Annotated in this window: 22 protein-coding genes and 1 tRNA gene; 4 read left to right on the top strand and 19 right to left on the bottom strand. The window is 72.2% G+C overall.

Annotation, left to right across the window (positions count from 1 at the left end; all coding sequences use genetic code 11):
• Nucleotides 1-29: 29 nt before the first annotated feature.
• From ACFY8O_RS26320 to ACFY8O_RS26300, 5 genes are all read right to left on the bottom strand, one after another.
• Entirely contained in the window at nucleotides 30-827 is a 798-nt protein-coding gene (locus ACFY8O_RS26320; protein WP_387906395.1) for an SDR family NAD(P)-dependent oxidoreductase, read from the bottom strand.
• Nucleotides 824-1,984 carry a serine hydrolase domain-containing protein gene (locus tag ACFY8O_RS26315; RefSeq protein WP_387906681.1) on the bottom strand — a complete coding sequence of 387 codons (1,161 nt, stop codon included), beginning with the start codon at nucleotides 1,982-1,984 and terminating at the stop codon, nucleotides 824-826. The genes ACFY8O_RS26320 and ACFY8O_RS26315 overlap by 4 nt, the downstream gene beginning before the upstream one ends.
• A gap of 77 nt (nucleotides 1,985-2,061) precedes the next feature.
• Nucleotides 2,062-2,832 (bottom strand): energy-coupling factor ABC transporter ATP-binding protein, encoded by a 771-nt coding sequence (locus ACFY8O_RS26310; RefSeq protein ID WP_145809112.1) that lies wholly within the window; start codon nucleotides 2,830-2,832, stop codon nucleotides 2,062-2,064.
• Nucleotides 2,829-3,590, bottom strand: a complete 762-nt coding sequence (cbiQ, locus tag ACFY8O_RS26305; protein WP_145809115.1) for a cobalt ECF transporter T component CbiQ — start codon at nucleotides 3,588-3,590, stop codon at nucleotides 2,829-2,831. Before cbiQ ends, ACFY8O_RS26310 begins: the two co-directional genes overlap by 4 nt.
• 1 nt (nucleotide 3,591) lies before the next feature.
• The gene (locus ACFY8O_RS26300; RefSeq protein ID WP_387906393.1) at nucleotides 3,592-4,647 is read right to left on the bottom strand and encodes an energy-coupling factor ABC transporter permease; all 1,056 of its coding nucleotides are present in this window, start codon (nucleotides 4,645-4,647) and stop codon (nucleotides 3,592-3,594) included.
• A 179-nt stretch (nucleotides 4,648-4,826) separates the two neighbouring features.
• Between ACFY8O_RS26300 and ACFY8O_RS26295 the strand changes: the two genes are divergently transcribed.
• Nucleotides 4,827-5,195 carry an SsgA family sporulation/cell division regulator gene (locus ACFY8O_RS26295; protein ID WP_387906391.1) on the top strand — a complete coding sequence of 123 codons (369 nt, stop codon included), beginning with the start codon at nucleotides 4,827-4,829 and terminating at the stop codon, nucleotides 5,193-5,195.
• 133 nt (nucleotides 5,196-5,328) lie between these two features.
• Here ACFY8O_RS26295 and ACFY8O_RS26290 read toward each other — a convergent pair whose 3' ends face one another.
• Both ACFY8O_RS26290 and ACFY8O_RS26285 read right to left on the bottom strand, forming a co-directional pair.
• Nucleotides 5,329-7,542: an MMPL family transporter gene (locus ACFY8O_RS26290; protein WP_145809121.1), complete on the bottom strand. Its 2,214-nt coding sequence runs from the start codon at nucleotides 7,540-7,542 to the stop codon at nucleotides 5,329-5,331.
• A 128-nt stretch (nucleotides 7,543-7,670) separates the two neighbouring features.
• Nucleotides 7,671-8,243 carry a TetR/AcrR family transcriptional regulator gene (locus ACFY8O_RS26285; RefSeq protein ID WP_145809123.1) on the bottom strand — a complete coding sequence of 191 codons (573 nt, stop codon included), beginning with the start codon at nucleotides 8,241-8,243 and terminating at the stop codon, nucleotides 7,671-7,673.
• 178 nt (nucleotides 8,244-8,421) lie between these two features.
• On the opposite strand from ACFY8O_RS26285, the gene ACFY8O_RS26280 reads away from it, so the two are divergent.
• Nucleotides 8,422-11,772 carry a S41 family peptidase gene (locus ACFY8O_RS26280; protein WP_387906387.1) on the top strand — a complete coding sequence of 1,117 codons (3,351 nt, stop codon included), beginning with the start codon at nucleotides 8,422-8,424 and terminating at the stop codon, nucleotides 11,770-11,772.
• A gap of 126 nt (nucleotides 11,773-11,898) precedes the next feature.
• On the opposite strand, the gene ACFY8O_RS26275 is transcribed toward ACFY8O_RS26280, so the two are convergent.
• The 4 genes from ACFY8O_RS26275 to ACFY8O_RS26260 all read right to left on the bottom strand — a co-directional run bounded on the left by ACFY8O_RS26275 (nucleotide 11,899) and on the right by ACFY8O_RS26260 (nucleotide 15,540).
• On the bottom strand, nucleotides 11,899-12,105 hold the full coding sequence (locus ACFY8O_RS26275) for a hypothetical protein (protein ID WP_145809127.1): 207 nt from the start codon (nucleotides 12,103-12,105) through the stop codon (nucleotides 11,899-11,901).
• An 86-nt stretch (nucleotides 12,106-12,191) separates the two neighbouring features.
• Complete coding sequence (locus ACFY8O_RS26270) at nucleotides 12,192-13,076, bottom strand: SDR family oxidoreductase (protein WP_387906384.1); 885 nt, start codon at nucleotides 13,074-13,076, stop codon at nucleotides 12,192-12,194.
• On the bottom strand, nucleotides 13,073-14,023 hold the full coding sequence (locus ACFY8O_RS26265) for an alpha/beta fold hydrolase (RefSeq protein ID WP_387906382.1): 951 nt from the start codon (nucleotides 14,021-14,023) through the stop codon (nucleotides 13,073-13,075). The genes ACFY8O_RS26270 and ACFY8O_RS26265 overlap by 4 nt, the downstream gene beginning before the upstream one ends.
• Entirely contained in the window at nucleotides 14,020-15,540 is a 1,521-nt protein-coding gene (locus ACFY8O_RS26260) for a flavin-containing monooxygenase (protein WP_387906379.1), read from the bottom strand. Before ACFY8O_RS26260 ends, ACFY8O_RS26265 begins: the two co-directional genes overlap by 4 nt.
• A 169-nt stretch (nucleotides 15,541-15,709) precedes the next feature.
• Between ACFY8O_RS26260 and ACFY8O_RS26255 the strand changes: the two genes are divergently transcribed.
• On the top strand, nucleotides 15,710-16,330 hold the full coding sequence (locus ACFY8O_RS26255; RefSeq protein WP_145809384.1) for a MerR family transcriptional regulator: 621 nt from the start codon (nucleotides 15,710-15,712) through the stop codon (nucleotides 16,328-16,330).
• Nucleotides 16,331-16,474: 144 nt separating this feature from the next.
• On the opposite strand, the gene ACFY8O_RS26250 is transcribed toward ACFY8O_RS26255, so the two are convergent.
• Nucleotides 16,475-17,290 carry an exodeoxyribonuclease III gene (locus tag ACFY8O_RS26250; protein WP_387906375.1) on the bottom strand — a complete coding sequence of 272 codons (816 nt, stop codon included), beginning with the start codon at nucleotides 17,288-17,290 and terminating at the stop codon, nucleotides 16,475-16,477.
• Between the two features lie 50 nt (nucleotides 17,291-17,340).
• On the opposite strand from ACFY8O_RS26250, the gene ACFY8O_RS26245 reads away from it, so the two are divergent.
• Nucleotides 17,341-17,817, top strand: coding sequence for a GNAT family N-acetyltransferase (locus tag ACFY8O_RS26245; protein WP_145809137.1), 477 nt, complete (start codon nucleotides 17,341-17,343; stop codon nucleotides 17,815-17,817).
• A gap of 230 nt (nucleotides 17,818-18,047) precedes the next feature.
• On the opposite strand, the gene ACFY8O_RS26240 is transcribed toward ACFY8O_RS26245, so the two are convergent.
• The 7 genes from ACFY8O_RS26240 to glp all read right to left on the bottom strand — a co-directional run bounded on the left by ACFY8O_RS26240 (nucleotide 18,048) and on the right by glp (nucleotide 23,561).
• The gene (locus ACFY8O_RS26240; RefSeq protein ID WP_387906372.1) at nucleotides 18,048-18,863 is read right to left on the bottom strand and encodes an alpha/beta fold hydrolase; all 816 of its coding nucleotides are present in this window, start codon (nucleotides 18,861-18,863) and stop codon (nucleotides 18,048-18,050) included.
• 140 nt (nucleotides 18,864-19,003) lie between these two features.
• Nucleotides 19,004-19,077: transfer RNA gene (locus ACFY8O_RS26235), tRNA-Ala, on the bottom strand.
• An 87-nt stretch (nucleotides 19,078-19,164) separates the two neighbouring features.
• Nucleotides 19,165-20,283: a divisome protein SepX/GlpR gene (sepX, locus tag ACFY8O_RS26230; RefSeq protein ID WP_449341829.1), complete on the bottom strand. Its 1,119-nt coding sequence runs from the start codon at nucleotides 20,281-20,283 to the stop codon at nucleotides 19,165-19,167.
• A 166-nt stretch (nucleotides 20,284-20,449) separates the two neighbouring features.
• Nucleotides 20,450-21,070 (bottom strand): GNAT family N-acetyltransferase, encoded by a 621-nt coding sequence (locus tag ACFY8O_RS26225; protein WP_145809144.1) that lies wholly within the window; start codon nucleotides 21,068-21,070, stop codon nucleotides 20,450-20,452.
• Between the two features lie 17 nt (nucleotides 21,071-21,087).
• The gene (locus ACFY8O_RS26220; RefSeq protein WP_145809146.1) at nucleotides 21,088-21,612 is read right to left on the bottom strand and encodes a MogA/MoaB family molybdenum cofactor biosynthesis protein; all 525 of its coding nucleotides are present in this window, start codon (nucleotides 21,610-21,612) and stop codon (nucleotides 21,088-21,090) included.
• Nucleotides 21,609-22,109, bottom strand: a complete 501-nt coding sequence (gene moaC, locus ACFY8O_RS26215; RefSeq protein ID WP_387906367.1) for a cyclic pyranopterin monophosphate synthase MoaC — start codon at nucleotides 22,107-22,109, stop codon at nucleotides 21,609-21,611. Before moaC ends, ACFY8O_RS26220 begins: the two co-directional genes overlap by 4 nt.
• Nucleotides 22,110-22,235: 126 nt before the next feature.
• Entirely contained in the window at nucleotides 22,236-23,561 is a 1,326-nt protein-coding gene (gene glp, locus ACFY8O_RS26210; RefSeq protein ID WP_145809150.1) for a molybdotransferase-like divisome protein Glp, read from the bottom strand.
• Nucleotides 23,562-23,564 lie beyond the last annotated feature (3 nt).

Here is a 23,564-nt window from a genome sequence, read left to right as displayed (position 1 = left end):
GGAGGGTAGAGCGCGGCCCGCCGGTCCCGCTACCCGGTTTCCTCCTCGCCCCTCATCGCCCTGCGGAAGCCCGTGTTGACCCCGAGCAGACCGCCGTCCACCCGCAGGGTCGTGCCGGTGATCCAGGCCGCGTCGCGGGACGCGAGGAAGGCGACGGCGGAGGCGATGTCGTCCGGTTCGCCGATCCGGCCGAGCGGGTAGAGGGCCGAGGCCCGCGCCAGATCGGCATCGCGGCCGGCCCAGGCGTCCGTGCGGATCGTGCCGGGGGCGACGAGGTTGACCCGCACGCCGCGCGGCCCGGCGTGACCGGCGAGCGTACGGGTCAGGCTGGCCAGGCCCGCCTTGGCCGCGCTGTAGGCGTGACCGCCGAAGTCCTGCTCGCCGTTGACGGAACCGATGTTGACGACGGCACCCCGGCCCGAGGCCACCAGGTGCGGCAGCGCGGCACGGGAGCAGCGGTAGGGCCCGCTCAGGGTGATGTCGAGGGTGCGGGCCCAGGGCTCGTCGGCCTCGTCCTCGAAGAGCGCGGCGTCCTCGTGGTTGCTGTAGGCGTTGTTGACCAGGACGTCGAGCCGGCCGAAGGAGGCGACCGCGTGGGCCACCGCCGCCTCGACCGCCGCCCGGTCGCCCACGTCGCAGGCCAGGGACTCGGCGGTGCCGCCGGTCGCGCGTATCGCCGCCGCCGTGCGCTCCGCGCGCTCGGCGTCCAGGTCGGTGACCAGGACGGCCGCGCCCTCGGAGGCCAGCCGGCGGGCGGTGGCCGCCCCGATGCCCTGTCCCGCGCCCGTGAGGAGCGCGGCGTACCCGTCGAAGCGAGGAGGAGTCATAGCGACGACCGTACTGCCCTGACCAGGGCCTGGGCACGGGGGTCGGCGGTGACTCCCTTCTGCAGACCGTTCGTCACATAGCCGAGCGCGATGCCCGATTCGGGGTCGGCGAACCCCAGCGAGCCACCGCGGCCGGGGTGGCCGAAGGCCCCGGGGCCCAGGAGCGGGGCGGCGGGGCCGTGCAGCATGTAGCCGAGGCCGAAGCGGGTGCTGACGACGAGCACCCGGTCCGGGCCCGCGGACTCCTCGGTGCGGGCCAGGGTGAGGGTCGCGGGGGCGAACAGCCGCTCGCCGTCGACCTCGCCGATCATCGCCGCGTAGCAGCGGGCGAGGCCCCGCGCGGTGGCGATGCCGTTGGACGCCGGGAGTTCGGCCGCGCGGTAGCCCGGGTCGTTCTCGTCGGGGAAGGGGTCGATCGCCCCGAAGGCGCGGCGGGTGAGCGAGGCCGGGTCGCCGTAGGCCTCGACCACGGACCGCTTGGGGCGCACCCGGAGCGCTCCGCCGCCCTCGGCGGGCGGCGGCTCGACGGGGCCGATCCGCCCGATGCGGTGCGCCTCGTCGTCCGGGAGGCCGAACCAGAAGTCCAGGCCGAGCGGGCGCGCGATCTCCTCGGCGATCCAGCGGCCGATGGTGCGCCCGGTGACCCTGCGCACCAGTTCGCCGATCAGCCAGCTGTAGGTCTGGGCGTGGTAGCCGTGGTCGGTTCCGGGCTCCCACTGCGGCCGTTGGGCGGCGACGGCCCGCGGCCCCGACACCTGGTCCGCGGCCTCCTCGGGCGTCAGCGCCACGTCGAGGGCGGCCAGCCCCGCGCGATGGGCGAGGAGGTGGCGCACGAGGACGCGCTCCTTGCCGTTCGCCTTGAACTCCGGCCAGTACGTGCCGACGGGGGCGTCCAGGTCCACCTGACCGCGCTGGTGCAGCAGCAGCGGGACGGCGGCGGCCACGCCCTTTCCGGCCGAGCGCACGACCTGCACGGTGTCCACGGCCCAGGGTTCACGGCCGTCGACGTCCCGCGTACCGGCCCACAGATCCACGACCTTGCGGCCGTGACGGTAGAGGGCGACCGCCGCGCCCCGTTCCCCGCGCTGTTCGAAGTTACGGACGAAAGCGTCCCGTACCGCCTCGAATCCCGGTGCCACCGTGCCTCGTACGTCCACGCCTGCTCCCGTGCTCCCGCTCATCCCCCCATGGTGCATCGCGCCGCAGGTGGAACGGGGGGCGGGTCACCATCTGTTCACGGACGCGGAACGGACACGGAACGCGGGTCGAAGCCGAAGGGCAGCTCCAGCCGGTGGGCGCGCATGAGCGTGTCGTCGCACAGCAGGTCCTGCGTGCGGTCGTCGGCTGCGATCACCCCGTCGCTGAGGATGACGGCGCGCGGGCAGAGTTCGAGGGCGTAGGGCAGGTCGTGGGTGACCATCAGCACGGTGACGTCCAGGGACCGCAGGATGTCGGCGAGTTCGCGCCGGGAGGCCGGGTCCAGGTTCGAGGAGGGCTCGTCCAGGACGAGGATCTCCGGCTCCATGGCGAGGACGGTGGCGACGGCGACCCGGCGGCGCTGGCCGAAGGAGAGGTGGTGCGGGGGGCGCGCCGCGTACTCCTCCATACCGACCCGCTTCAGGGCGGTCATGACCCGCTCCTCCAGCTCGGGGCCGCGCAGTCCGGCCGACGCCGGGCCGAAGGCGACGTCCTCGCGGACGGTCGGCATGAAGAGCTGGTCGTCGGGGTCCTGGAAGACGATGCCGACCCGGCGGCGGATCTCGGCGAGGTTCTTCTTCGCGACGGGCAGTCCGGCGACCCGGACGGTGCCCGCTCCGGCGTCCAGGATGCCGTTGAGGTGCAGGACGAGGGTGGTCTTGCCCGCGCCGTTGGGGCCGAGGAGCGCGACGCGTTCGCCGCGGGCCACGGTCAGGTCGACGCCGAAGAGGGCCTGGTGGCCGTCGGGGTAGGCGTAGGCGAGGCCGCTGACCTCGAGGGAGGGCGCGGGTGCGGTGGGCAGGCTCATACGGTCCATCCCAGCAGACGTACGGCGAGGGCGAGCACGGGGAGTGCCGCCGCGTGCGCCCACTGGGTGCGGGAGGCGGTCACCTCGTCGATCACCGGCATGGTGCCGGTGTAGCCACGGCTGACCATCGCGAGGTGGACGCGCTCGCCGCGCTCGTAGGACCGGATGAAGAGGGCGCCGGCCGTCTTGGCGAGGACACCCCAGTGGCGTACGCCGCTCGCCTCGAAACCCCGGGAGCGGCGGGCGATCGACATCCGGCGCAGCTCGTCGGTGATGACGTCGCCGTACCGGATCATGAACGAGGCGATCTGGACGAGCAGCGGCGGCAGCCTGAGCCGCTGGAGACCGAGCAGCAGGGACCGCAGCTCGGTCGTGGAGGCGAGGATCACCGAGGCGGCCACCCCGAGGGTTCCCTTGGCGAGGACGTTCCAGGCGCCCCAGAGACCGGGGACGCTGACGGAGATCCCGAGCAGCTCGGTCTGCTCGCCGGGCACGACGAACGGCATGAGGAGCGCGAACGCGACGAACGGCACCTCGATGACGAGCCGCTTCAGCAGGAACCCGGGTGAGATCCGGGCCACTGCGGCGACGGCGGCGAGCAGCACGGCGTACAGCGCGAAGGCCCAGACCGCCTCGCGCGGGGTCGACACGACGACCACGACGAAGCAGAGGACGGCGGCGAGCTTGCAGTGCGGTGGGAGGGCGTGGACGGGTGAGTGCCCGTGCCGGTAGAGCTTGTGGGCGTGGCCGGCGCCCACGTCAGACGGTCTCGGTGGTGCGGGCGGCGGGTTCCTGCGGCGTACGGCGGCTGCGCAGCGTCCAGAAGACACCACTGCCGACGGCGACGGTGACTCCGACGCCGATCACTCCGGCGAGGCCTCCGGAGACCCGGGCGTTGCTGACGTCCTCGACGCCGTAGTCGGCGAGGGGGGAGCCGGCGGCGTCGTGCTCCTGGACCTTCTCGTCGATGCCCTTGTCGGCGGCGACCTTCTCCAGGCCGTCGGGGTTCGCGGAGGCGTAGAAGGAGACGAAGCCCGCGAGGACGAGCGCGGCGGCCAGCCCGGTGGCCCAGACCGCGCGGGTGGAGCGTGCGGCGGCGCGGGCGGGCACGGGCGTGGCGGCCGGGGCGTCGACGAGTGCGCCGCCGACCCGGAGCTTGAGCGGGGTGGCGAGTCCACGGGCGCCGTGCACGAGGTCGGGGCGTACGGCGATGACGGCGCCCACGGTCAGCGCGGTGATGGCCGCCTCTCCGATGCCGATCAGGACGTGGACGCCGACCATCGCGGCGAGGACCTGGCCGAGGGGGACGTCGGTCGTCCCGCCGATCGCGTAGATGGCGGTGAACGCGACGGCCGCCGCCGGCACGGAGACCAGCGCGGCCACGAAGGCCGCCGCGGTCGTGGAGCGACGGGTGCGCGGCAGCACACGGGTCAGCCCGCGGAAGAGGGCGTAGGCGACGACGGTGGTGACGACGCCCATCACGGTGATGTTCACCCCGAGGGCGGTCAGGCCGCCGTCGGCGAAGAGGACGCCCTGCATCAGCAGGACGACCGCTATGCAGAGCACCCCGGTGTACGGCCCGACGAGGATCGCCGCCAGCGCACCGCCCAGGAGGTGTCCGCTGGTGCCGGCCGCGACCGGGAAGTTCAGCATCTGCACGGCGAAGATGAAGGCGGCCACGAGCCCGGCCAGCGGGGCGGTGCGTTCGTCCAGCTCACGCCGGGCGCCGCGGAGACCGACGGCGACCGCGCCTGCGGCGACGACACCGGCGACGGCGGAGACGGGTGCGTTGATGAATCCGTCGGGTACATGCATGGAGTGGCTCCGCTTTCGGGCGTTGCTGCGGGCGGGGTCGAGAACCGCTCAATGATAGGGCCCTGTTGCAAAGAGTTCGCAAGAGCGCAGAGGTGACAACTAAGCACGCCCCTCAAAGTGCCCAAATGGGAAGATATGGGACATTAGGGGGAGCGATATTCACACAGGAGGAGCCGGCCATGTCCCTCATGATCAAAGAAGACGCACGAGCCCGGCTCATCACGGACGGCCCCGACCCTCGCCTGGTCCCCGTGGAACTCCGCTACGACCCCGAGGATCCACGGACCGTCCACGTCCGCCTCCCCGGCGACGTCGACTGGACCTTCGGCCTCGACCTCCTGGAACGCGGGATGCGCACCCCCGTCAGCCGCGGGGACGTACGCGTCTGGCCGTGCGGCCGGGCCCAGCTGGTCCTGGAGCTGCACGCGAAGGACGGCGTCGCCGTCTTCCAGTTCGACAACGCCCCGCTGATCCGCTTCCTGGCGCGCACGCGCGCGGCGGCCCCCGCGCGCCCGGAGGCCGCCCCGGCCGCGGCCACCCGCACCTGACGACACGGCAGGAGCCCCCGCGCCGCGCGGCGCGGGGGCTCCTGCCGCCCCGGTCCCCCGTCCCCACAGGTGACCGGCGCTCCGGGGCCCGCCCGCTCATCCGCGCAGGAGCGGGCCCCGGGGTCCTCCGACGTCACACCCGGACGAGCTCACGCTCCCCGCCGCCCTCGGCGGGACCGCCGGCGAGGTCCTTGCGCAGGCCCTCGCCCTCCACGTCCACGTTCGGCAGCACCCGGTCCAGCCAGCGCGGCAGCCACCAGGCCCGCTTGCCGAGCAGGGCCAGCACGGCCGGCACGACGGCCATGCGCACCACGAACGCGTCGAAGAAGACGGCGATGGCGAGCGAGAAGCCGATCATCTTGATCATCTGCTCGGAGGAGCCGATGAAGCCGGCGAACACGGCCATCATGATGACGGCGGCTGCCGTGACCACCCGGGCCCCGTGCTGGAAGCCGGTGACGACGGCCTGGCCGGGCGTCTCCCCGTGGACGTACGCCTCACGCATCCGGGTGACGAGGAAGACCTCGTAGTCCATCGCGAGACCGAAGACCACACCGACCATGAAGATCGGCATCATGCTCATGATCGGACCGGTCTGCTCGACCCCGAAGAGCGAGCCGAGCCAGCCCCACTGGAAGACCGCGACGACGGCGCCGAGAGCCGCGACGACCGAGAGCAGGAAGCCGAGGGCCGCCTTGAGCGGCACGAGGATCGAGCGGAAGACCACCATCAGGAGGAGGAACGCGAGGCCGACGACGAGCGCCAGGTAGGGCAGCAGCGCGTCGTTCATCTTCTGCGAGAAGTCGATGTTCATGGCGGTGGCGCCGGTGACCAGCACCTCGGCACCGGTGTCGCTCGTGACGGTCTCACCGGCGTCACGGATGGCGTGGACCACGTTCTCCGTCTCGACGGAGCTCGGCCGGTCCTTGGGGATGACCGTGATGGTCGCGGTGTCGCCGGCCTTGTTGAAGGTGGCCGGGGTGACGGCCGCGACACCGCCGGAGCTCTCGATCTCGTCGGAGACCCTGGTCACCGCGGCCTTGCCGTCGGCGCTGTTCCTGGTGTCGACGACGACCATCAGCGGACCGTTGAACCCGGGGCCGAAGCCGTCGGAGAGCATGTCGTACGCCTGACGCTGCGTGGTCGACTTCGGCTGGGCGCCGTCGTCCGGCAGGCCCATCTCCAGCGAGGCGGCCGGTACGGCGATCGCCCCGAGGCCGAGGACACCCACGAGCAGCACCCAGACCGGGCGGCGCAGCACGAACCGCGCCCAGCGGGTGCCCGCGTTCGGCTTCGCCTCGGGCCTGTTCTCCGCCTCGGCGGCCTTGCGGGCCTTGCGCCCCAGGATCCGCTTGCCCGCGAAGCCCAGCAGCGCCGGGACGAGGGTGAGCGCGATGAGCACGGCGATCGCGACCGTACCGGCGGCCGCGAAGCCCATCTTCGACAGCATCGGGATGTTCACGACGGCGAGGCCGACCAGGGCGATGACCACGGTGAGACCCGCGAAGACCACTGCCGATCCCGCCGTGCCCACGGCCCGCCCGGCGGCCTCCTCGCGTTCCCGGCCCTCGGCCAGTTCGGCGCGGTAGCGGGAGACGATGAAGAGCGCGTAGTCGATGCCGACCGCGAGGCCGATCATCATGGCGAGCGTCGAGGTGGTGGAACCGAGGTCCAGGACGTTGGCCAGCGCGGTGATCGTGGAGACCCCGATACCGACCCCGATGAGGGCGGTCAGCAGCGGCAGCCCGGCGGCGATCAGCGAACCGAAGGTGATGACCAGGACGACGGCGGCGACGGCGACGCCGATGATCTCGGTGGCGCCCGTCTCCGGCATCACCTGGAGCGCGTCACCGCCGATCTCGACCTTCATGCCGCTGCTCCGCGCGTCGTGCCCGGCGTCCTCCAGCGCCTCCCGCGTCCCGTCGGTGAGCTCCATGGAGCTCACCTCGTACGAGACGGAGATGTAGGCGGTGGAGCCGTCCTTGCTGACCGCGTCGGCCGTGTACGGGTCGGCGACGGAGGCGATCTGGTCCGAACCGGACTTCAGCTCACCCACGATCCCCTTGATCTCGGCCTTGTTGGCCGCGTCGGTCACCTTCTCGCCCTCGGGCGCCTTGAAGACGACCCGGGCGGTCGCGCCGTCGGCGCTGCCGCCGGGGAAGCGTTCCTCCAGCAGGTCGAAGGCGCGCTGGGCCTCGGTGCCGGGGATCGAGAAGGAACTCGATGTGGCGGTGGACGCGGCGGAGGCGCCAAAGCCGGCCAGGGCCAGCAGCGCCACCCAGATCAGAGCGACGTAGCGGCGACGCCGGAAGGCGAGCCGTCCGATTTTGTACAGGAATGTGGCCACGGGGGGTGTACTCCCGGTCAGGTCGTTGTACGGAAGAGGGCGTGTGGAACCAGCCCGACGACGAGAGCGGCGTGTCAGGTGGAGCGTCGGGGAGTCAGGTCGTACGGAGGAGAGGGAACGCGGGGACGTCAGACGCCGAGGGCGGGGAACACCACGGCTTCCGCGTAGTCGGTGAGGAACGCCTGGTCGACGGGGCGGCCCTCGACCAGCTCGCGAGCGGCGAAGGCGCCGATCATCATGTGGGGTACGTAGGAGAGGGCCGGGTTGTCCGGACGCACTTCACCCCGGTCCACGGCCCGCCCGATCATCAGTCCGAGACCGGTGAGTTCCGGCTCGACCATCAGCTCACGCAGGGCCTGGAGCAGATCGGGATTGCTGTGGACCGCCTGGCCGAGACCCCGCATCAGCGCGGAGCTCTTCTCCATCTGGCAGTCGTCGGTCCGCTGGAGCGCGGCGCGGAAGTCACCGCGCAGCGAACCGGTGTCGATCTCGCCGAGCTGCACGGGCTTGTTGTGCCTGAGCGCCTTGACGACGAGTTCGGCCTTGCTCCCCCACTGGCGGTAGAGGGTGGCCTTGCTGGAGCGGGTTCGGGCGGCAACGGCGTCCATGGTCAGGGCTTCATAGCCGACCTCGCCGAGCAGATCGAGCACCGCGGCGTACAGCTCGCTCTCGCGCTCGGGCGTGAGCCGGCTGCGTGCCATGGGTCGACCTCCTCCTGAGTTGCGCCTGCTGGATGGTACGTCAGCCGAAGATCAACTAACGGAACGAAACGGTTTCGTACACTTCGAAGGTACCCCCTCCCCGAGCGAAACGAAGCAGTTTCGCTTGTGTCGTGCACCACAAGTTGCCGGGGGCCCTTCGCACGGAAAGCATTGGAGGGTGAGTGACGACGCCGCGTATCTCCGTTTCCCGCACCTCCACGAGGACTTGCTCTGCTTCGCCGCGGAGGACGACCTCTGGGTCTCCCCTCTCGCCCCGGCGGGGCAGCGGCCGGGCCGGGCGTGGCGGCTGACCGTCGACCGGACGAGGGTCAGCCATCCACGCTTCTCGCCCGACGGCAGCCGCATCGCCTACACGACCTGGCGCACGCTCGATCCAGAGATCCACATCACCCCCGTGGACGGCGGGCCCGCCCGCAGACTCACCTACTGGGGGTCGACCGACGCGCGGGTCTGCGGCTGGAGCCCGGACCCCGGGGACTCCTCGCAGATCCTCGCCGTGTCCTCGCACAACCAGCCGTTCTCCTACTTCTCGTGGGCCTACAGCGTCCCCACGGACGGCAGCCCCGGCGGCAAGCTGCCGTGGGGGCCCGTCTCCGACATCGCGGTCGCCGACGTCGACGGGGAGCGGCGCACCCTGCTGCTGACGGGGAAGCCGCCGCACGAGCCGGCGGCCTGGAAGCGCTACCGGGGCGGGGCGACGGGCCGGCTGTGGCTGCACGGCAAGCGCCTGCTGCCGGACATCGGCGGGCATCTGGACGCACCCATGTTCGTCGGGCGGCGCATCGCCTTCCTCTCCGACCACGAGGGCGTCGGCAATCTGTACAGCTGCCTGATGGACGGCGGCGATCTGCGCCGGCACACCGACCACGACGCGTTCTACGCCCGGCACGCCTCCAGCGACGGCAGCCGCGTCGTCTACCAGTGCGCGGGCGATCTGTGGCTGGTCGACGACCTGGAGACGCCGGACGCGAAGCCCCGGAAGCTGGAGGTACGGCTCGGGGGCCCGCGGACCGGCCGGCGCACGTACCAGGTACCGGCGTCCAGCCACGTGGACGCGCTGTCCGTGGACGAGACGGGCCGGGCGAGCGCCGTCTCCGTGCGCGGCAGCCTCTACTGGCTCACCCACCGCGACGGCCCCGCGCGCACCATCGCCGACACCCCGGGGGTGCGCGTCCGGCTCCCCGAGATGCTGGGCAGCGGCGGCCAGGTCGCCTACGTCACCGACGCGGAAGGGGAGGACGCGGTCGAGATCGCCTACCTCCCCCGGGCCAGCGGCGACCGCCCGCCGCGACGGCTGGCCGCCGGGCAGCTCGGCAGGGTCCACGAGCTGATCTCCGATCCGGAGGGCGAACGGCTGGCCGTCGCGAGCAACGACGGCCGGCTGCTGCTGCTGGACACCACGGAGGAGGCAGAACCCCTCGACCTCGACGGATCCGAAGCGCAGGCAGCACCGCCGGAGCCTGCGCCGGAGACGGCCGCGCCCCGGGTCACCGAGCTGATCCGCTCCGTCAACGGCCCGGTCCGGGATCTGGCGTTCTCGCCCGACGGACACTGGCTGACCTGGTCCCACCCCGGCGTCGGCCGGTCCCTCCGGCAGATCAAGCTGGCCAGGATCACCGGCCCCGACGCCCCGCTGATAGTGGATGTCACCAACGGGCGCTTCGAGGACGAGAACCCCGTCTTCACCGGCGACGGCCGCTACCTCGCCTTCCTCTCGTGGCGCGGCTTCGACCCCGTGTACGACGTCCACACCGGCGACCTGTCCTTCCCGCTGGGCTGCCGGCCGTATCTGGTCCCTCTCTCCTCCGCCACCCCCTCCCCGTTCGCGCTGCTCCCCGACGGGAGGCCCGCGGCCGGTGGCCTGGACCCCGTGGACATCCCCGAGGGGACGGTCGAGGGGGCGACGGTCACCGTGGAGTTCGAGGGCCTGGAGAACCGGGTCACGCCGTTCCCCGTCGCCGCGTCGAAGTATTCGGCGCTCCAGCCGGTCAGCGGCGGCGGTCTCGTCTGGCTCCGCTGGCCGATCTCCGGGGCCCTGGGCGAGACGTTCGCCAACCCGGCGGACATGTCGGGCCGGCCGACCCTGGAGCACTTCAACATCGCCAAGGCCCGCAAGACCGAACTGGTCGGCCACCTCGACTGGTTCGCGGTCAGCGGCGACGCCACCCGGCTGGTCGTCATGGACGACGGGGAACTGCGGGCCGTGCCGTCCAACGAGCCCGGTGACAACGACTCCACGGTCTTCATCGACCTGCGCCGCATCCTGCACGACGTCGACCCGGCGGCCGAATGGCGCCAGGCCTACGGGGAGGCAGGCCGCATCATCCGGTCCTACTTCTGGGAGCCGGACATGTGCGGGATCGACTGGGACGCCGTGCTGGACCAGTACCGCCCGCTGGTCCAGCGGGTGGCCTCCCCCGACGAGTTCGCCGATCTGCTGCGGGAGGTCCTGGGCGAGCTGGGCACCTCCCACGCCTATGTCTCGCCCGCCCGCCGCAACGAGGGGCCGCCGCACTACCAGCGGGCGATCGGGCTGCTGGGCGCCAACCTCGTCTGCCGGGACGGGAACTGGACGGTCCAGCGCATCCTGCCCGGCGACTCCTCCGACTCCAAGGCGCGTTCCCCGCTCTCCGGTACGGGCATCCGGGAGGGCGCCGTCCTCACCCACGTCGACGGCCGGCCCGTCGACCCGGTGGCCGGGCCCTACCCCCTGCTGACGGCGGCGGGCGGCACCACGGTCGAGCTGACGTTCCGGCCCGCCGGGGGCGAGTGCGGCGGCCGGTCCCGCCGGATCGCGATCGTCCCCCTGGTCGACGAACGGCCGCTGCGCTACCAGGACTGGGTGGCCAAACGGCGCGAGGTCGTACGGGAGTTGAGCCACGGCAAGTGCGGCTACCTGCACATCCCGGACATGGGAGGGTCCGGCTGGGCGCAGTTCAACCGCGACCTGCGGCTCGAAGTGGCCCGCCCCGCCCTGATCGTCGACGTACGCGGCAACGCGGGCGGGCACATCAGCGAACTCGTCGTCGAGAAGCTCACCCGCACGATCCTGGGCTGGGACCTGACCCGCAACGCGCAGGCGGTCAGTTACGCGTCCAACGCGCCCCGGGGGCCCGTCGTCGCCCTCGCCGACGAGGCGACCTCCTCCGACGGCGACATGATCACTGCCGCCTTCCGGCTGCTGAAGCTGGGGCCCGTGGTCGGTCAGCGCACCTGGGGAGGCGTGGTCGGGATGACCGGGCGGCACCGGCTCGGGGACGGCACGGTGATCACGGTGCCGATGAACGCCGCCTGGTTCGACACGTACGGCTGGTCCGTCGAGAACCACGGCGTCGAGCCCGATCTGGAGGCCCTGCGCACCCCCCTGGACTGGGCCGAGGGGCGCCACGCGGTGCTGGACGACGCGGTCAGGGTGGCGCTGGACCTGCTGGGCGCCCACCCGGCGGCCACGCCTCCCACGTACGACACGGCTCCGAACCTGCGGCGCCCCCCGCTGCCCCCGCGGTGAGCCCGTCCGGGGCCGCGAGCCACTCCGCCGACACGGAAGGGGCCTAGGGCACACACGGAAGGGGCGTACCCGGCACCCGGGTACGCCCCTCACTCGTCACCGCAGACGCATCAACGCGTCGGCCAGTCAGCGCTCGAAGCGCTCACGCGTCTGCTCCGCCGCGTCCTGCGCCCGGTCCCGGGCGCCGGCGCGACGGCCGGACGCCTGGTCCGCGGTGCGGTCCGCGCCGGACGGACGCTCACGCGCCTCGTCCCGCTTGCCGCCGCCCTTCTGCTGCTTGGCCTGGTCGGCGAGCTCCTGCGCCTTGTCCTTGAACTGGTCTGCGATACCCATGCTGTTCACTCCTATGTGGGTGCGTGGGGGTGGCCCCGGTGGGGCCTCGCTCAGACTTACACACCCGGACATTCACCGCATTTCGATCATCCGCGCCGGACGCGTGCCTCCTGATCCGCCTCTCCGCCGGCCCCCACGAGCCCCTTGCCGACACCGTCCAGGCGCGACCCGAAGCGCTTCATCTCGCGCTGTCCGACGGTCCCGATCACCGCCGGCAGATACCCCCTGATCGACTGCATCCCCCGCAGCCACCACTGGGCGTACACATGCGCGGAGCGCCGTTCGATGCCGGCCACGATCCGGTCGACCGCCGGGCCCAGGGGGTACGTACGGTTCGTCGGCCACGGCAGCCGCTGCCGCAACTCCCGCATGACGTCGTCCTGGTCGGCACCGCGCACCATGTCCGTGTCGGTCCAGGACAGGTAGCCGACCCCGACCCGCACGCCCCGGTGGCCCACCTCCCCGCGCAGACAGTGCGCGAACGCCTCCACGCCCGACTTGGACGCGCAGTAGGCGCTCATCATCGGCGCCGGGGTGATCGCGGCAAGCGACGCGATCTGGAGGAAGTAGCCCCGGCTCTCCATCAGCACCGGCAGGAACGCCCGCGCGGTCACCGCGCCGCCTATCAGGTTCACCTCGATGACGCGCCGCCATGCCTCGGGGTCGGAGTCCACGAGCGGGCCGCCGGTGGCGACACCGGCGTTCGCGACGACGATGTCGACCTTCCCGAAGCGTTCCTTGACCTCCCCGGCGATCCGGCTCATCGCCACCTGGTCCGTGACGTCGGCGTACCAGTGGTCGCTCTCCGAGTGCAGCCGGTCCGAGACCTTCTTCAGCTCGTCCGGTTCCAGCCCGACGAGCGCCAGCGTGGCCCCGCGCGCCGAGAGCTTCCGGGCCAGCAGCTCGCCCACACCCCGCGCCGCGCCGGTGACGACGACGACCTGTCCTTCGAGACTCCGCCTGCCGCTCATGCGACCTCCTCCTCGCTCACGGCTGCCGCCGTGCTGCCCGCACCTTCCGGGATGACGTACGCGGTCACCAGTTCACGGAGCTTCGCCGTGACCACCTCGGGAGCCTCGACCGGCGTCATGTGACCGATACCCGCCAGCTCGGTGAGCCCGAGGCTCTGCGGCAGCGCCGCTGCGATGGCCCGCGCGTGCACGGGCGGCGTCAGCCGGTCGTCCGTGCCCGCGATCACCGCGGTCGGCAGCCGCAGCTCCCGTACACGTGCCTCGAGGTCCAGCTCCCCGAGCACGTGCCCCCAGGCGACGCGCGCCCTGCGAGGACACGCATGCACGATCCTGGCACAGGCGTCGACCCGATCCGGGGCCGAACCACGCCCCATCGTCGCGTACTTGAGGATCACCTTGGACGCCGCGGTCACCGGACCGAGCGGGGCGCGCGCCGCGAGGACGGCGGCTGTCATCCGGGTGCGCAGGGCGCCCGCCCTGAGCGGCAGCACGAGCGACTCCGCGGTCAGCCGCGAGCTGCCGGTGCTGCACAGCAGCACGGCCGCCCCGTGGTCGCGCACGGCCGCCCGGCCGGCCGCCGCCATCAGCGTCATCCCGCCCATGGAGTGGCCGCCGAGCACCGCTTTCCGCCCCGGTTCGAGCGTGGCCTTCAGCACCGCCTCCAGGTCGTCGGCCAGTGCGCGCGTGCTGTATCCGCCGGGCCCGGCCTCGGGCGAACGGCCGTGGCCCCGCTGGTCGTAGACGACGACCCGGTGGTCCACCGCCAGGTCACGGATCTGGGCGTCCCAGAAGCGGGTGTTGCAGGTCCAGCCGTGGGCCAGGACCACGGCCGGCGCGGCCTCGGGGCCGTGCAGTTCGACGTGGACGCGGGAGCCGTCCGCGGAGACGACGCTCATCTCGCGCTCGGGCACGGGCGGGGTGTCAGGGAGCTGGGTCAGCCGGCTCATCGTGCGGCCTCCTCGGTCACGGCCCGCGCGGTGGAGCGGGTGGCGGGCGGGCGGACGACCTCGTACTCGTTCAGGTCGACGGAGCGTGTGGCGCGCCGGAACTCGGCCGTGGTGCCCGGCCAGACCGTGGTGTTGCGCCCGTTGGCGTCGAGATACCAGCTGGTGCAGCCGCCGGTGTTCCAGACCGTCCGCTTCATCCGGTCCTGGACCCTCCGGTTCCAGGCACCGACCGCGGAGGGCCGGGCGTCGAGTGCCGCGCGCCCGCCCAGCACGTCCAGCTGGCGCAGGTAGTCGGCCATGTAGTTCAGCTGGGACTCGATCATGAGGATCATGGAGGAGTTCCCGAGCCCGGTGTTGGGGCCGATGATCGTCATCCAGTTGGGGAAGCCCGCAGCGGTCGCGCCCCGCAGCGCCTGCATCTCGTCCTTCCAGGACTCCGCGAGCGTGATGCCGTCGGCGCCCACCACCCGGCTGGCGATCGGCATGTCCGTCACGTGGAAGCCGGTGCCGAGGATGATCACGTCGGCCTCGGTCTCCGTACCGTCCGACCCCACGAGTGTGGAGCCGCGCACCTCGGACAGGCCGGAGGCGACCACGTCCACATTCGGCTGGGCGAGCGCCGGGTAGTAGGCGTTGGAGAGCAGGATGCGCTTGCACCCGATGCGGTACGAGGGCGTGAGCTTGGCCCGCAGCGCGGGGTCCTTGATGGCCCGCGCCATGTTCGACTTGGCTATCGTCTCGACGAGCCCGAGCTGGTCGGGGTGCTTGGTGAAGGCTCCGACCTGCAACTCCCTGATGCCCCAGAGGAGTCCGCGGCGCGCGGTCGCCGTGACGGGCAGCGTGCGGTGCAGCCACTTCTCGGCCCGGCTGATGGCCCGGTCCATACGCGGCATCACCCACGGCGGCGTCCGCTGGAAGAGGGTGAGCCGACCGGCCTTGGGCTGGATCTCCGGGACGATCTGGATCGCGGAGGCGCCGGTACCGATCACCGCGACGCGCTTGCCGCTCAGGTCGTAGTCGTGGTCCCACTGCGCGGAGTGGAAGACCTTGCCCGGGAAGTCCGCCAGCCCCGGGATGTCCGGCAGCTTCGGGTCGGAGAGCGGGCCGGTGGCGGACACGACCGCGTCGGCGGTGACCGTGGAACCGTCGGACGTCTCGATCACCCAGTGCAGCTCGTCGATGTCCCACCGCATGACGGTGACTTCGCGGTTCAGCCGGATGTGCGGGCGCAGCCCGAAGGTGTCGGCGACGTGCTCCAGGTAGGCCCGGATGTGCTCCTGGCCGGAGAAGGTGCGCGGCCAGTCGGGGTTGGGCGCGAAGGAGAACGAGTACAGGTGGGACGGTACGTCGCAGGCGCAGCCCGGGTAGCTGTTGTCCCGCCAGGTGCCACCGACGGCGCCGGCCCGTTCGAGGACCAGGAAGTCGGTGATGCCTTCGCGGCGGAGCCGGACCGCGGCACCCAGGCCACCGAATCCGGATCCGATCACCGCCACTCGTACATGCTCGTGCTGGGCCATGCTGCCGCCTCCCCGCGGTACGTCACACGACTCTGCCAGCAATCACTGGCATTGTTGGGAGGGTAGAGCAGCTCCGTACTGATGGGTAGGGGGCGGGACAAGGAAAGTTACCGGCGGTACAACATAGGGTGCGGGTGTGGCTTACGGACGCGAGCACCGCGAGTACCGCATGGAGGAGCTGGCCGAGGAGGCCGGCATCACCGTGCGCACCCTGCGCTTCTACCGGGAGCGCGGACTGATCCAGCCACCCCGCCGCGAGGGCCGTATCGCCTGGTACGACGACCGCCACCTGGCCCGGCTGCGCACGATCACGGGGCTGCTGGAACGCGGCCACACCCTGAACGGCATCGCCGACCTGGCCAGCACGTTCGAGAGCGGCCGGGACGTCGCCGAGGTGCTGGGCCTGGGCGAGCCGACCGAGGAGACCCCGGTCCGGCTCACGCCCGAGCAGCTCGCCGACTACTTCCAGGACCAGGCCACGGCGGAGAACCTCGCGGCGGCCATGGAGCTCGGCTACCTCGGGACCGACGGCGAGGAGATCGTCCACATCAGCCGCCGGCTGCTGGAGGCGTCCTCCGAGCTCGTACGGGCCGGAGTTCCGCTCGACGCCGTGCTCACCTCGGGCCGCCAGGTCCGCGAGCACGCCGACGCCCTCGCCGACCTCTTCGTACGCGTCCTGCGGACCCACACCGCACAGACCGAGCCGGACCAACTGCGCACGCTCGCCCAGGCGGTGGTGGACGCGGAGCTGTCGATGGCCCTGGACCGGCGGCTGCGCGAGGAGCCCTGACGGCGCGCGCCGCCGGACCTCGGGCCGCGCGCACATGACCGTCTCCGGGCCGCGAACTGCGTTCCAGAGTCCGCACGCGAGCCGACGCCACGCACCGGACCCACGGCCGCCCGTACGCGACCCCCCGGGACGCCCGGCCGCGCCCTAGCGCTCGTACGTGACCGTCACCGGCGCGTGGTCGCTCCACCGCTCGCCGTGCGTGGCGGCGCGCTCCACCCATGCCTTGACCGCCCGCCCGGCGAGGCCGGGCGTCGCCACCTGGTAGTCGATCCGCCATCCCGTGTCGTTGTCGAAGGCCCGGCCCCGGTAGGACCACCAGGAGTACGGCCCCTCCTCGTCCGGGTGCAGTGCGCGGACCACGTCCACGTACTCCGCCTCGTCGAACACCCGGGTCAGCCACTCCCGCTCCTCGGGGAGGAAGCCGGAGTTCTTCCTGTTGGACCTCCAGTTCTTGAGGTCGGCCTCCCGGTGGGCGATGTTCCAGTCACCGCAGACGACGACCTCGCGCCCCTCGGCGGCGGCCCGTCCCTTCAGCCCCTGGAGGTAGGGAAGGAAGGCGGCCATGAAGCGCTCCTTCTCCTCCTGCCGCTCGGTACCGACCTCACCGGAGGGCAGGTACAGGCTGGCGACCGTCACACCCGGGAGGTCCACCTCGGCGTACCGGCCGGAGGTGTCGAATTCCTCACTGCCCGGCACCTCGAACCCGCCGAACCCGATCTGCACGCGCTCCGGCGCGTGACGCGTGAAGAGAGCCACTCCCGCACGGCCCTTGGCCGCGGCGGGGGCGTAGACGGCATGCCACCCCTCGGGCTCACGCACCTCTTCGGGCAGCTGCTGCGCTTCGGCACGGACTTCCTGGAGGCAGACGACATCGGCCTCGGTCTGCCCCAGCCACTCGACGAAGCCCTTCTTCGCGGCGGCACGGAGCCCGTTCACATTCACGGAGGTAACAGTCAGCATGCCGGTACAGTACCTACATGCACCCCATGCATACCTGTACCATGTATCGCATGAATATCCAGCAGCGGCCCTTCGACCACCCCGATGCCGTCAAACTCAACGACCAGGTGCAGCTCGAATATGCCGCGCGCTACGGCGACGAGGGCGACGTCACACCGCTCGACGCCACGATGTTCGACCCGCCTCGCGGACTGTACCTGCTCGCCTACGACGAGCGGGGACGCCCGGTGGCCACCGGCGGCTGGCGCACCCAGGAGCGGAACGACCAGGGCTACGCGGACGGCGACGCCGAGATCAAGCGGATGTTCGTGATTCCGGAGGGCCGCGGCCGGGGCCTCGCGCGCCGCATCCTCGCCGCGCTGGAGGCCGACGCCCGGGCGGCGGGCCGCACCCGCATGGTCCTGGAGACCGGCGACCAGCAGCCCGAGGCGATCGCGCTGTACACGTCGAGCGGCTACACGCCCTGCTCGAAGTTCGGCCACTATCGCACGTACGACAGCAGCATCTGCATGGCCAAGCCGCTGTGACGGAGCCCACTCGGGTGCCGTGACCAGCCCGCTCCAGCCCGCCGAAGAAGGGCTCGGCCACCTCGCGCGTCCGCATCCGGAGCGCGATGACACCCTTCCTGTACGCGGACTCGGTCTGCCGCTTCGGCTCCGAGAGGTCCGCCCCGGCATCCCAGCAGTGCTGCTCTTCGTGGCGACGGTCACGCCGCCCCGCAGCGGCGCCGATGAAGTCGGCCGGGGGCGGGTGCGGTTCAGCCATCGGCTCCCACCCGCGTGGAGAGGAAGTCCAGCAGCGCGGCGTTGAAGCGCCCGGGCTGCTCGACAGCGGGCAGATGCCCCGCCTTCTCGATCACGGTCAGGGACGCCGTCGGCACCAGCCGGACGATCGCCTCGGCGTCCGCGACGGGCGTGTAGACGTCGTCCGCGCCGACGACGACCCACACGGGCACCCGGACCCCGGCCAAGGTGTCCCGGTAGTCCGGCCGTTCCGCCCTCCCCCGCAGTGCGGCGGCGGCACCCCGGGGGTCGGTGGCCCGCATCATGGCGAGGACGCGCGCGGCCACCTCAGGCATGGCCTCGACGTTGTACGCCGCGAGCATCTTGTGGATGGCTCCCGTCGCGTAGCCGTCCATGCCCTCGGCGAGCAGTTCGTCGGCCACCCGGTTGCGGAACGCCTTGCCCTCCTCGGTCTCGGCCGGGGCGGAGGTGTCGCACAGCACGAGGGCGCGCACCCGCCCAGGGTGGCGCAGCTGGAACTCCATCGCGATCTGCCCGCCCATGGAGACGCCGCCGACCACCGCCCGTTCGATCCCCAGGTGGTCGAGGAGCGCGGCCAGGTCGTCGGCGAAGTCGGCGAGGAGGACCTTCCCGGGGGTGACGTCGCTGCGGCCGTACCCCCGCAGGTCGGGAGTGACGACCCGGTACCCGGCTCCGGTCAGGGCCTCGGCCTGGGGCGCCCACATCGTGCGGTCGAAGGGATGGCCGTGGATCAGGAGGACCGGCAGGCCGGTCGAGGGCCCGAGGTCGTCGTACTCGATCGTGGCGCCGCGCAGGGCCGAGGCAGTCATGCCGCGCACCCTAACCGGGTGCTCGCCGGGAGCGCAGAGGATTTTCGGCTGACCGCCCGGTCTGCCGTGGCCGCCACACCATCCGGAAAAACAGAGATCCCGTCCGATCGAGACGATCGGACGGGATCTCATGTGTGCGGTGGACCTGTGGGGATTTGAACCCCAGACCCCCTCGATGCGAACGAGGTGCGCTACCAGACTGCGCCACAGGCCCTTGCAACGAGTGAAACTCTAGCACCCTCATCGGGGTGCTCGGAAATCCGTATCCCGGCAGGTCACCGAGTCGGGTCCGCCGCCGGTCTCACTCGTTGGCCGCGCGCGGCCGGTCCTCGTCGTCGTACTGGTCGAAGAGGGGCGTCCGGCCGCGGTCGCGGGAGCGCCTGGGCGGGTTCACGCGGCGGCGGGGCGCCGGCTCGGCGTCGGGCTCCGGGGAGTCGGTGGAACCCGTGCGGGTGGGCTCGGCCGGGCTGGAGCGGGCCGCGCTCCAGGTCTCCGGGTCGCCGACCTCCACCCCGCCCGTGGCGCGCGGGGCGACCGGGGCGGTGACGTACGTCGGCAGCGGGACCGGCACCGGCTCCCAGCTGTCGCCCTGGGCCGGGCCGCGTTCACGCTGCTGGTCCACCCACTCCGCGTGGTCCGTCTGCTCGACCAGGGCACGCCGGCCGGCCTCCTGCGGGGAGACCGGGGGAGCGGGCGCCGGCGCTTCGGGCTCCTCGTCGGGATCGGCGGGAGCCGATGCGGCGGGCTGGTTCCTGCGCGGGCGGTTCTCACGCAGCCGCTGCGCGGCGACCTCGGCGCGGCGGCGGTCCATCGTGAAGACGAACCGGCGGCGCTCCTGGGCCCGCAGATGCACGATGTACGTGCTCAGCAGCACCGCGGGAACGGCGGGTGCCCACAGGAAGCGGAGACCGCCGACCGCCGCGACGACCGCGCCGAGCGTGAACGCCATGAACAGGACGGTGGTCGTACGCCGGCGACGCGCCAGGACCTGCGACCGCCGTCGCCGCTCCCGTTCGGACTCCGCGCCGGTGGGCCGTCGGTCCTGACGCCTGACGGGCGCCGGCCGGGCGGTCCGGTCGTGCGGGCGCTGCTGGTCCGGCCGTTCGTGCGCCGGATCGCGCAACCGGGCTTCCGTATGTGCCGGAGGCGCGGAGAAGGCCCGGACGTCGACGGACTCCAATCGGTCCGTGACGGCATCCGGGTCCACGTCGCCAGGCGCCTGCTCGGCATCCCGCTCCCGCAGCTCCTTGGCGTAACGGCGCTCCATGGCCGCCCGTCCGGACAGCAGCCGGATGGCGGTGCTGAAGCGTTCCGTCGGACGGGCTTCATTGAGCTCGTCCTGCCTGCGGAGCCACATCGGCACCAAGTAGGCGGCCCAGGCCCCGACGATGACTGCGTAGATCAGGCCGCTGCTGCTCACGCTCACACCGTAGAGGGGTTTGCACGGCAGCATCCGCCAATTGGCCCGGTGTGTCGCACGATCCGGCTCATATGACGGACTTTTTTTGCGATTGTTCGGGTCAACAGTCGACGGAAGTGGGACCGATTACCGTCACGGAGCAATCAAATTCGAACACTTATTTTATTTACCCGGGTGCCCGTGGCGTATCGGGTGTACCCGGCCGCACCCTGCGCCAACGCCGCAGGAGCCCGTCGGGCACCTCCTCGGCGGTGAGGGCGTAGATCAGGTGGTCGCGCCAGGCGCCGTCGATGTGCAGATACCGCGGCCTCAGCCCTTCCGAACGGAATCCGAGTTTCTCCACGACCCGCCGGCTGGGGGCGTTCTCCGGCCGAATGCAGACCTCGATCCGGTGCAGCCCGACGGTACGGAAGCAGTGGTCGACGGCGAGCGCCACGGCGGTGGGCATGACCCCGCGCCCCGCGACGCTCCGGTCCACCCAGTAGCCCACGTGGCCGGAGCACATCGAGCCCCACGTGATGCCGGCCACCGTCAACTGCCCCACCAGGCGCCCTTCGTACTCGATGGCGAAGGGCAGCATCCGGCCCGCGTTGGCCTCGGTCCGCAGGTGACGGATCATCTGACGGTAGGTGGGGCGCTGGGCCACGGGACCGCCGGGGGCGGGCGGCGGGACGGTCGCCTCCCAGGGGCGCAGCCAGTCGCGGTTACGCCGGTTGACCTCGCGCCACACGCTCTGGTCGCGGAGCTTTATCGGCCGGAGGGTGACGGCACCGTCGGTCAGGATCACCGGCCAGGTCCGGACGTTCAGCTCGGGCTCCCCGGTCGGGGGTGGTCGCCACCGCGCAACTGGTCGACGGCGTGCACCAGGAGTCTGCTCAGGACGGCGAGACCGTCGCGTACGCCGCCCGTCGAACCGGGCAGGTTCACGATGAGGGTGCGGTCCGCGACACCCGCGAGGCCCCGGGAGAGCGCGGCCGTGGGGACCTTGTCCCGGCCCTCGGCCCGGATCGCCTCGGCGATGCCGGGGATCTCGTGGTCCAGGACGCGGCGGGTGGCCTCGGGGGTGCGGTCGGTGGGCGAGATGCCCGTACCGCCCGTGGTGACGATCACGTCGTAACCGGCCTCCGTGCCGGCGCGCAGGGCGGCCTCGACCGGGTCGCCGTCCGGGACGACCTGCGGACCCTCGACGGCGAACCCCAGGCCGGCGAGCGCCTCGGCGATGACCGGGCCGCCCTTGTCGGCGTACACACCGGCCGAAGCGCGGTTGGACGCGGTCACGACGAGGGCCCGGTAGCCGCCGGGCGCGGGGGTGGTGCCGGGCGCGCTCATGCGGGCGACCCCTCCGGTGCGGGCCGCCGGTAGTCGCCGGACTTGCCGCCCGACTTCGCCTCGACGCGGATGTCCGTGATGACCGCGCTCTTGTCGACCGCCTTGATCATGTCGATCACCGTGAGCGCGGCGACCGACACGGCGGTCAGGGCCTCCATCTCGACCCCCGTCCGGTCCGTGGTCTTCACGGTGGCCAGGATCTCCACGGCGTCGTCGGCCACACTCAGGTCGACCTTCACGCCGGAGACGGCGAGCGGGTGGCAGAGCGGGATCAGATCGGGGGTGCGCTTGGCACCCATGATCCCCGCGATCCGTGCGGTGGCGAGCGCGTCGCCCTTGGGGACGCCCTCTCCTCTGAGGAGTTCGACGACACGCGGGGACACGAGGACCCGGCCGCTCGCCCGGGCGACGCGCGCCGTGACGTCCTTCTCGGACACGTCGACCATGCGGGCCGCGCCCGCCTCGTCGATGTGCGTCAGGCTGTTCTGCGTACTCAACTCACTCCGCCTAGCGGTAGGGCGCCGGATGCCCGCACGTGCCGCGTGAGAGCGCGGTCCGAGGGGCCCGGGGGGCTTCCCCCGGTAAGGCACAGCGCCAGACACCGTACCGCCACGGGGCCCGGGTCAGCGGAGGAGGATCACCTCGGTCCGCGTGCCGGGCTCGGCGGAGGTGACGTCCTCGGGCAGCACGATCAGCGCGTCGGCCTGGGCCAGCGCGGCGATCAGATGCGATCCCGCTCCCCCGACGGGAGTCACGGTGCCCGCCTCGGCGTCGTACGTCCCGCGCAGGAACTGGCGCTTGCCGGACGGCGAGGAGAGCGCCTCGTCCGTCGCGAGGGTGGCCGTGACCCGTGGGCGGTGGACGTCGGGCAGACCCATCAGCGTCAGGATCGCCGGACGGACGAACAGCTCGAAGGAGACGTACGAGGAGACCGGATTGCCGGGCAGCGCCATCAACGGGGTGTGGTCGGGGCCGATCGAGCCGAAGCCCTGTGGCTTGCCCGGCTGCATGGCGAGCTTGCGGAAGTCGACGCCGCCCCCGGCCACGCCCTCGTCGCCCGCCGATTCGTCACCCACGGAGGACAGCGCCTCCTTGACCACGTCGTACGCGCCGACGCTCACCCCGCCGGTGGTGACGACGATGTCCGCGCGGATCAACTGGTCCTCGATCGTGGCCCGGAGCGTCTCCGCGTCGTCGGCGACGGCGGGGACACGGTAGGCGATCGCGCCCGCGTCCCGGGCCGCCGCCGTCAGCGCGAAGCTGTTCGAGTCGTAGATCCGGCCCCCGGTCAGCTCCTCGCCCGGCTGCACCAGCTCGCTGCCGGTCGACAGCACGACGACGCGCGGACGGGGCCGCACCCGCACCGTCGAGCGGCCGATGGCGGCGAGCAGTCCGATCTGCGGCGGTCCGACGACCGAGCCGGCCTTGAGCGCCAGGTCCCCCGGCCGTACGTCACTGCCCTTGGCCCGGACATGGGCGCGCGGCTTCACGGGGCGGTGGACGCGGACCTCGCCGCTCGCCCCCTCGGGGGACTCGCTGTGCGCCCGCATGGCGGAGGCGGGGCCACCGCCCGTGCCGCCGTCGGTCCACTCGACCGGGACGACGGCCTCGGCACCCGCGGGCAGCGGGGCTCCGGTCATGATGCGAGCGGCCTCGCCGGGTCCGACGGACCGGCCGTCGGCCAGGCCGCCGTCACCCGCCGCGACGTCACCGATCACGGTGAGGACGGCGGGGAACTCCTCGGTCGCGCCCTCGACATCGGAGACGCGCACGGCGTATCCGTCCATCGAGCTGTTGTCGAAGGGCGGCAGGGCGACCTGCACCACCACGTCCTCGACCAGGACACACCCCTGGGCGTCGGGCAGCTGCAGCTCGATGGGCTCCAGCGGCCTCACCGCGGCGAGGATGTCGTCCAGGTGCTCGTCCACCGACCAGATCGTGCTGCTCAAGCT

The organism is Streptomyces argenteolus (assembly GCF_042902585.1).
GTDB classification, from domain to species: Bacteria; Actinomycetota; Actinomycetes; order Streptomycetales; family Streptomycetaceae; genus Streptomyces; species Streptomyces argenteolus.
This window is presented reverse-complemented; position numbering and strand designations above follow the sequence as displayed.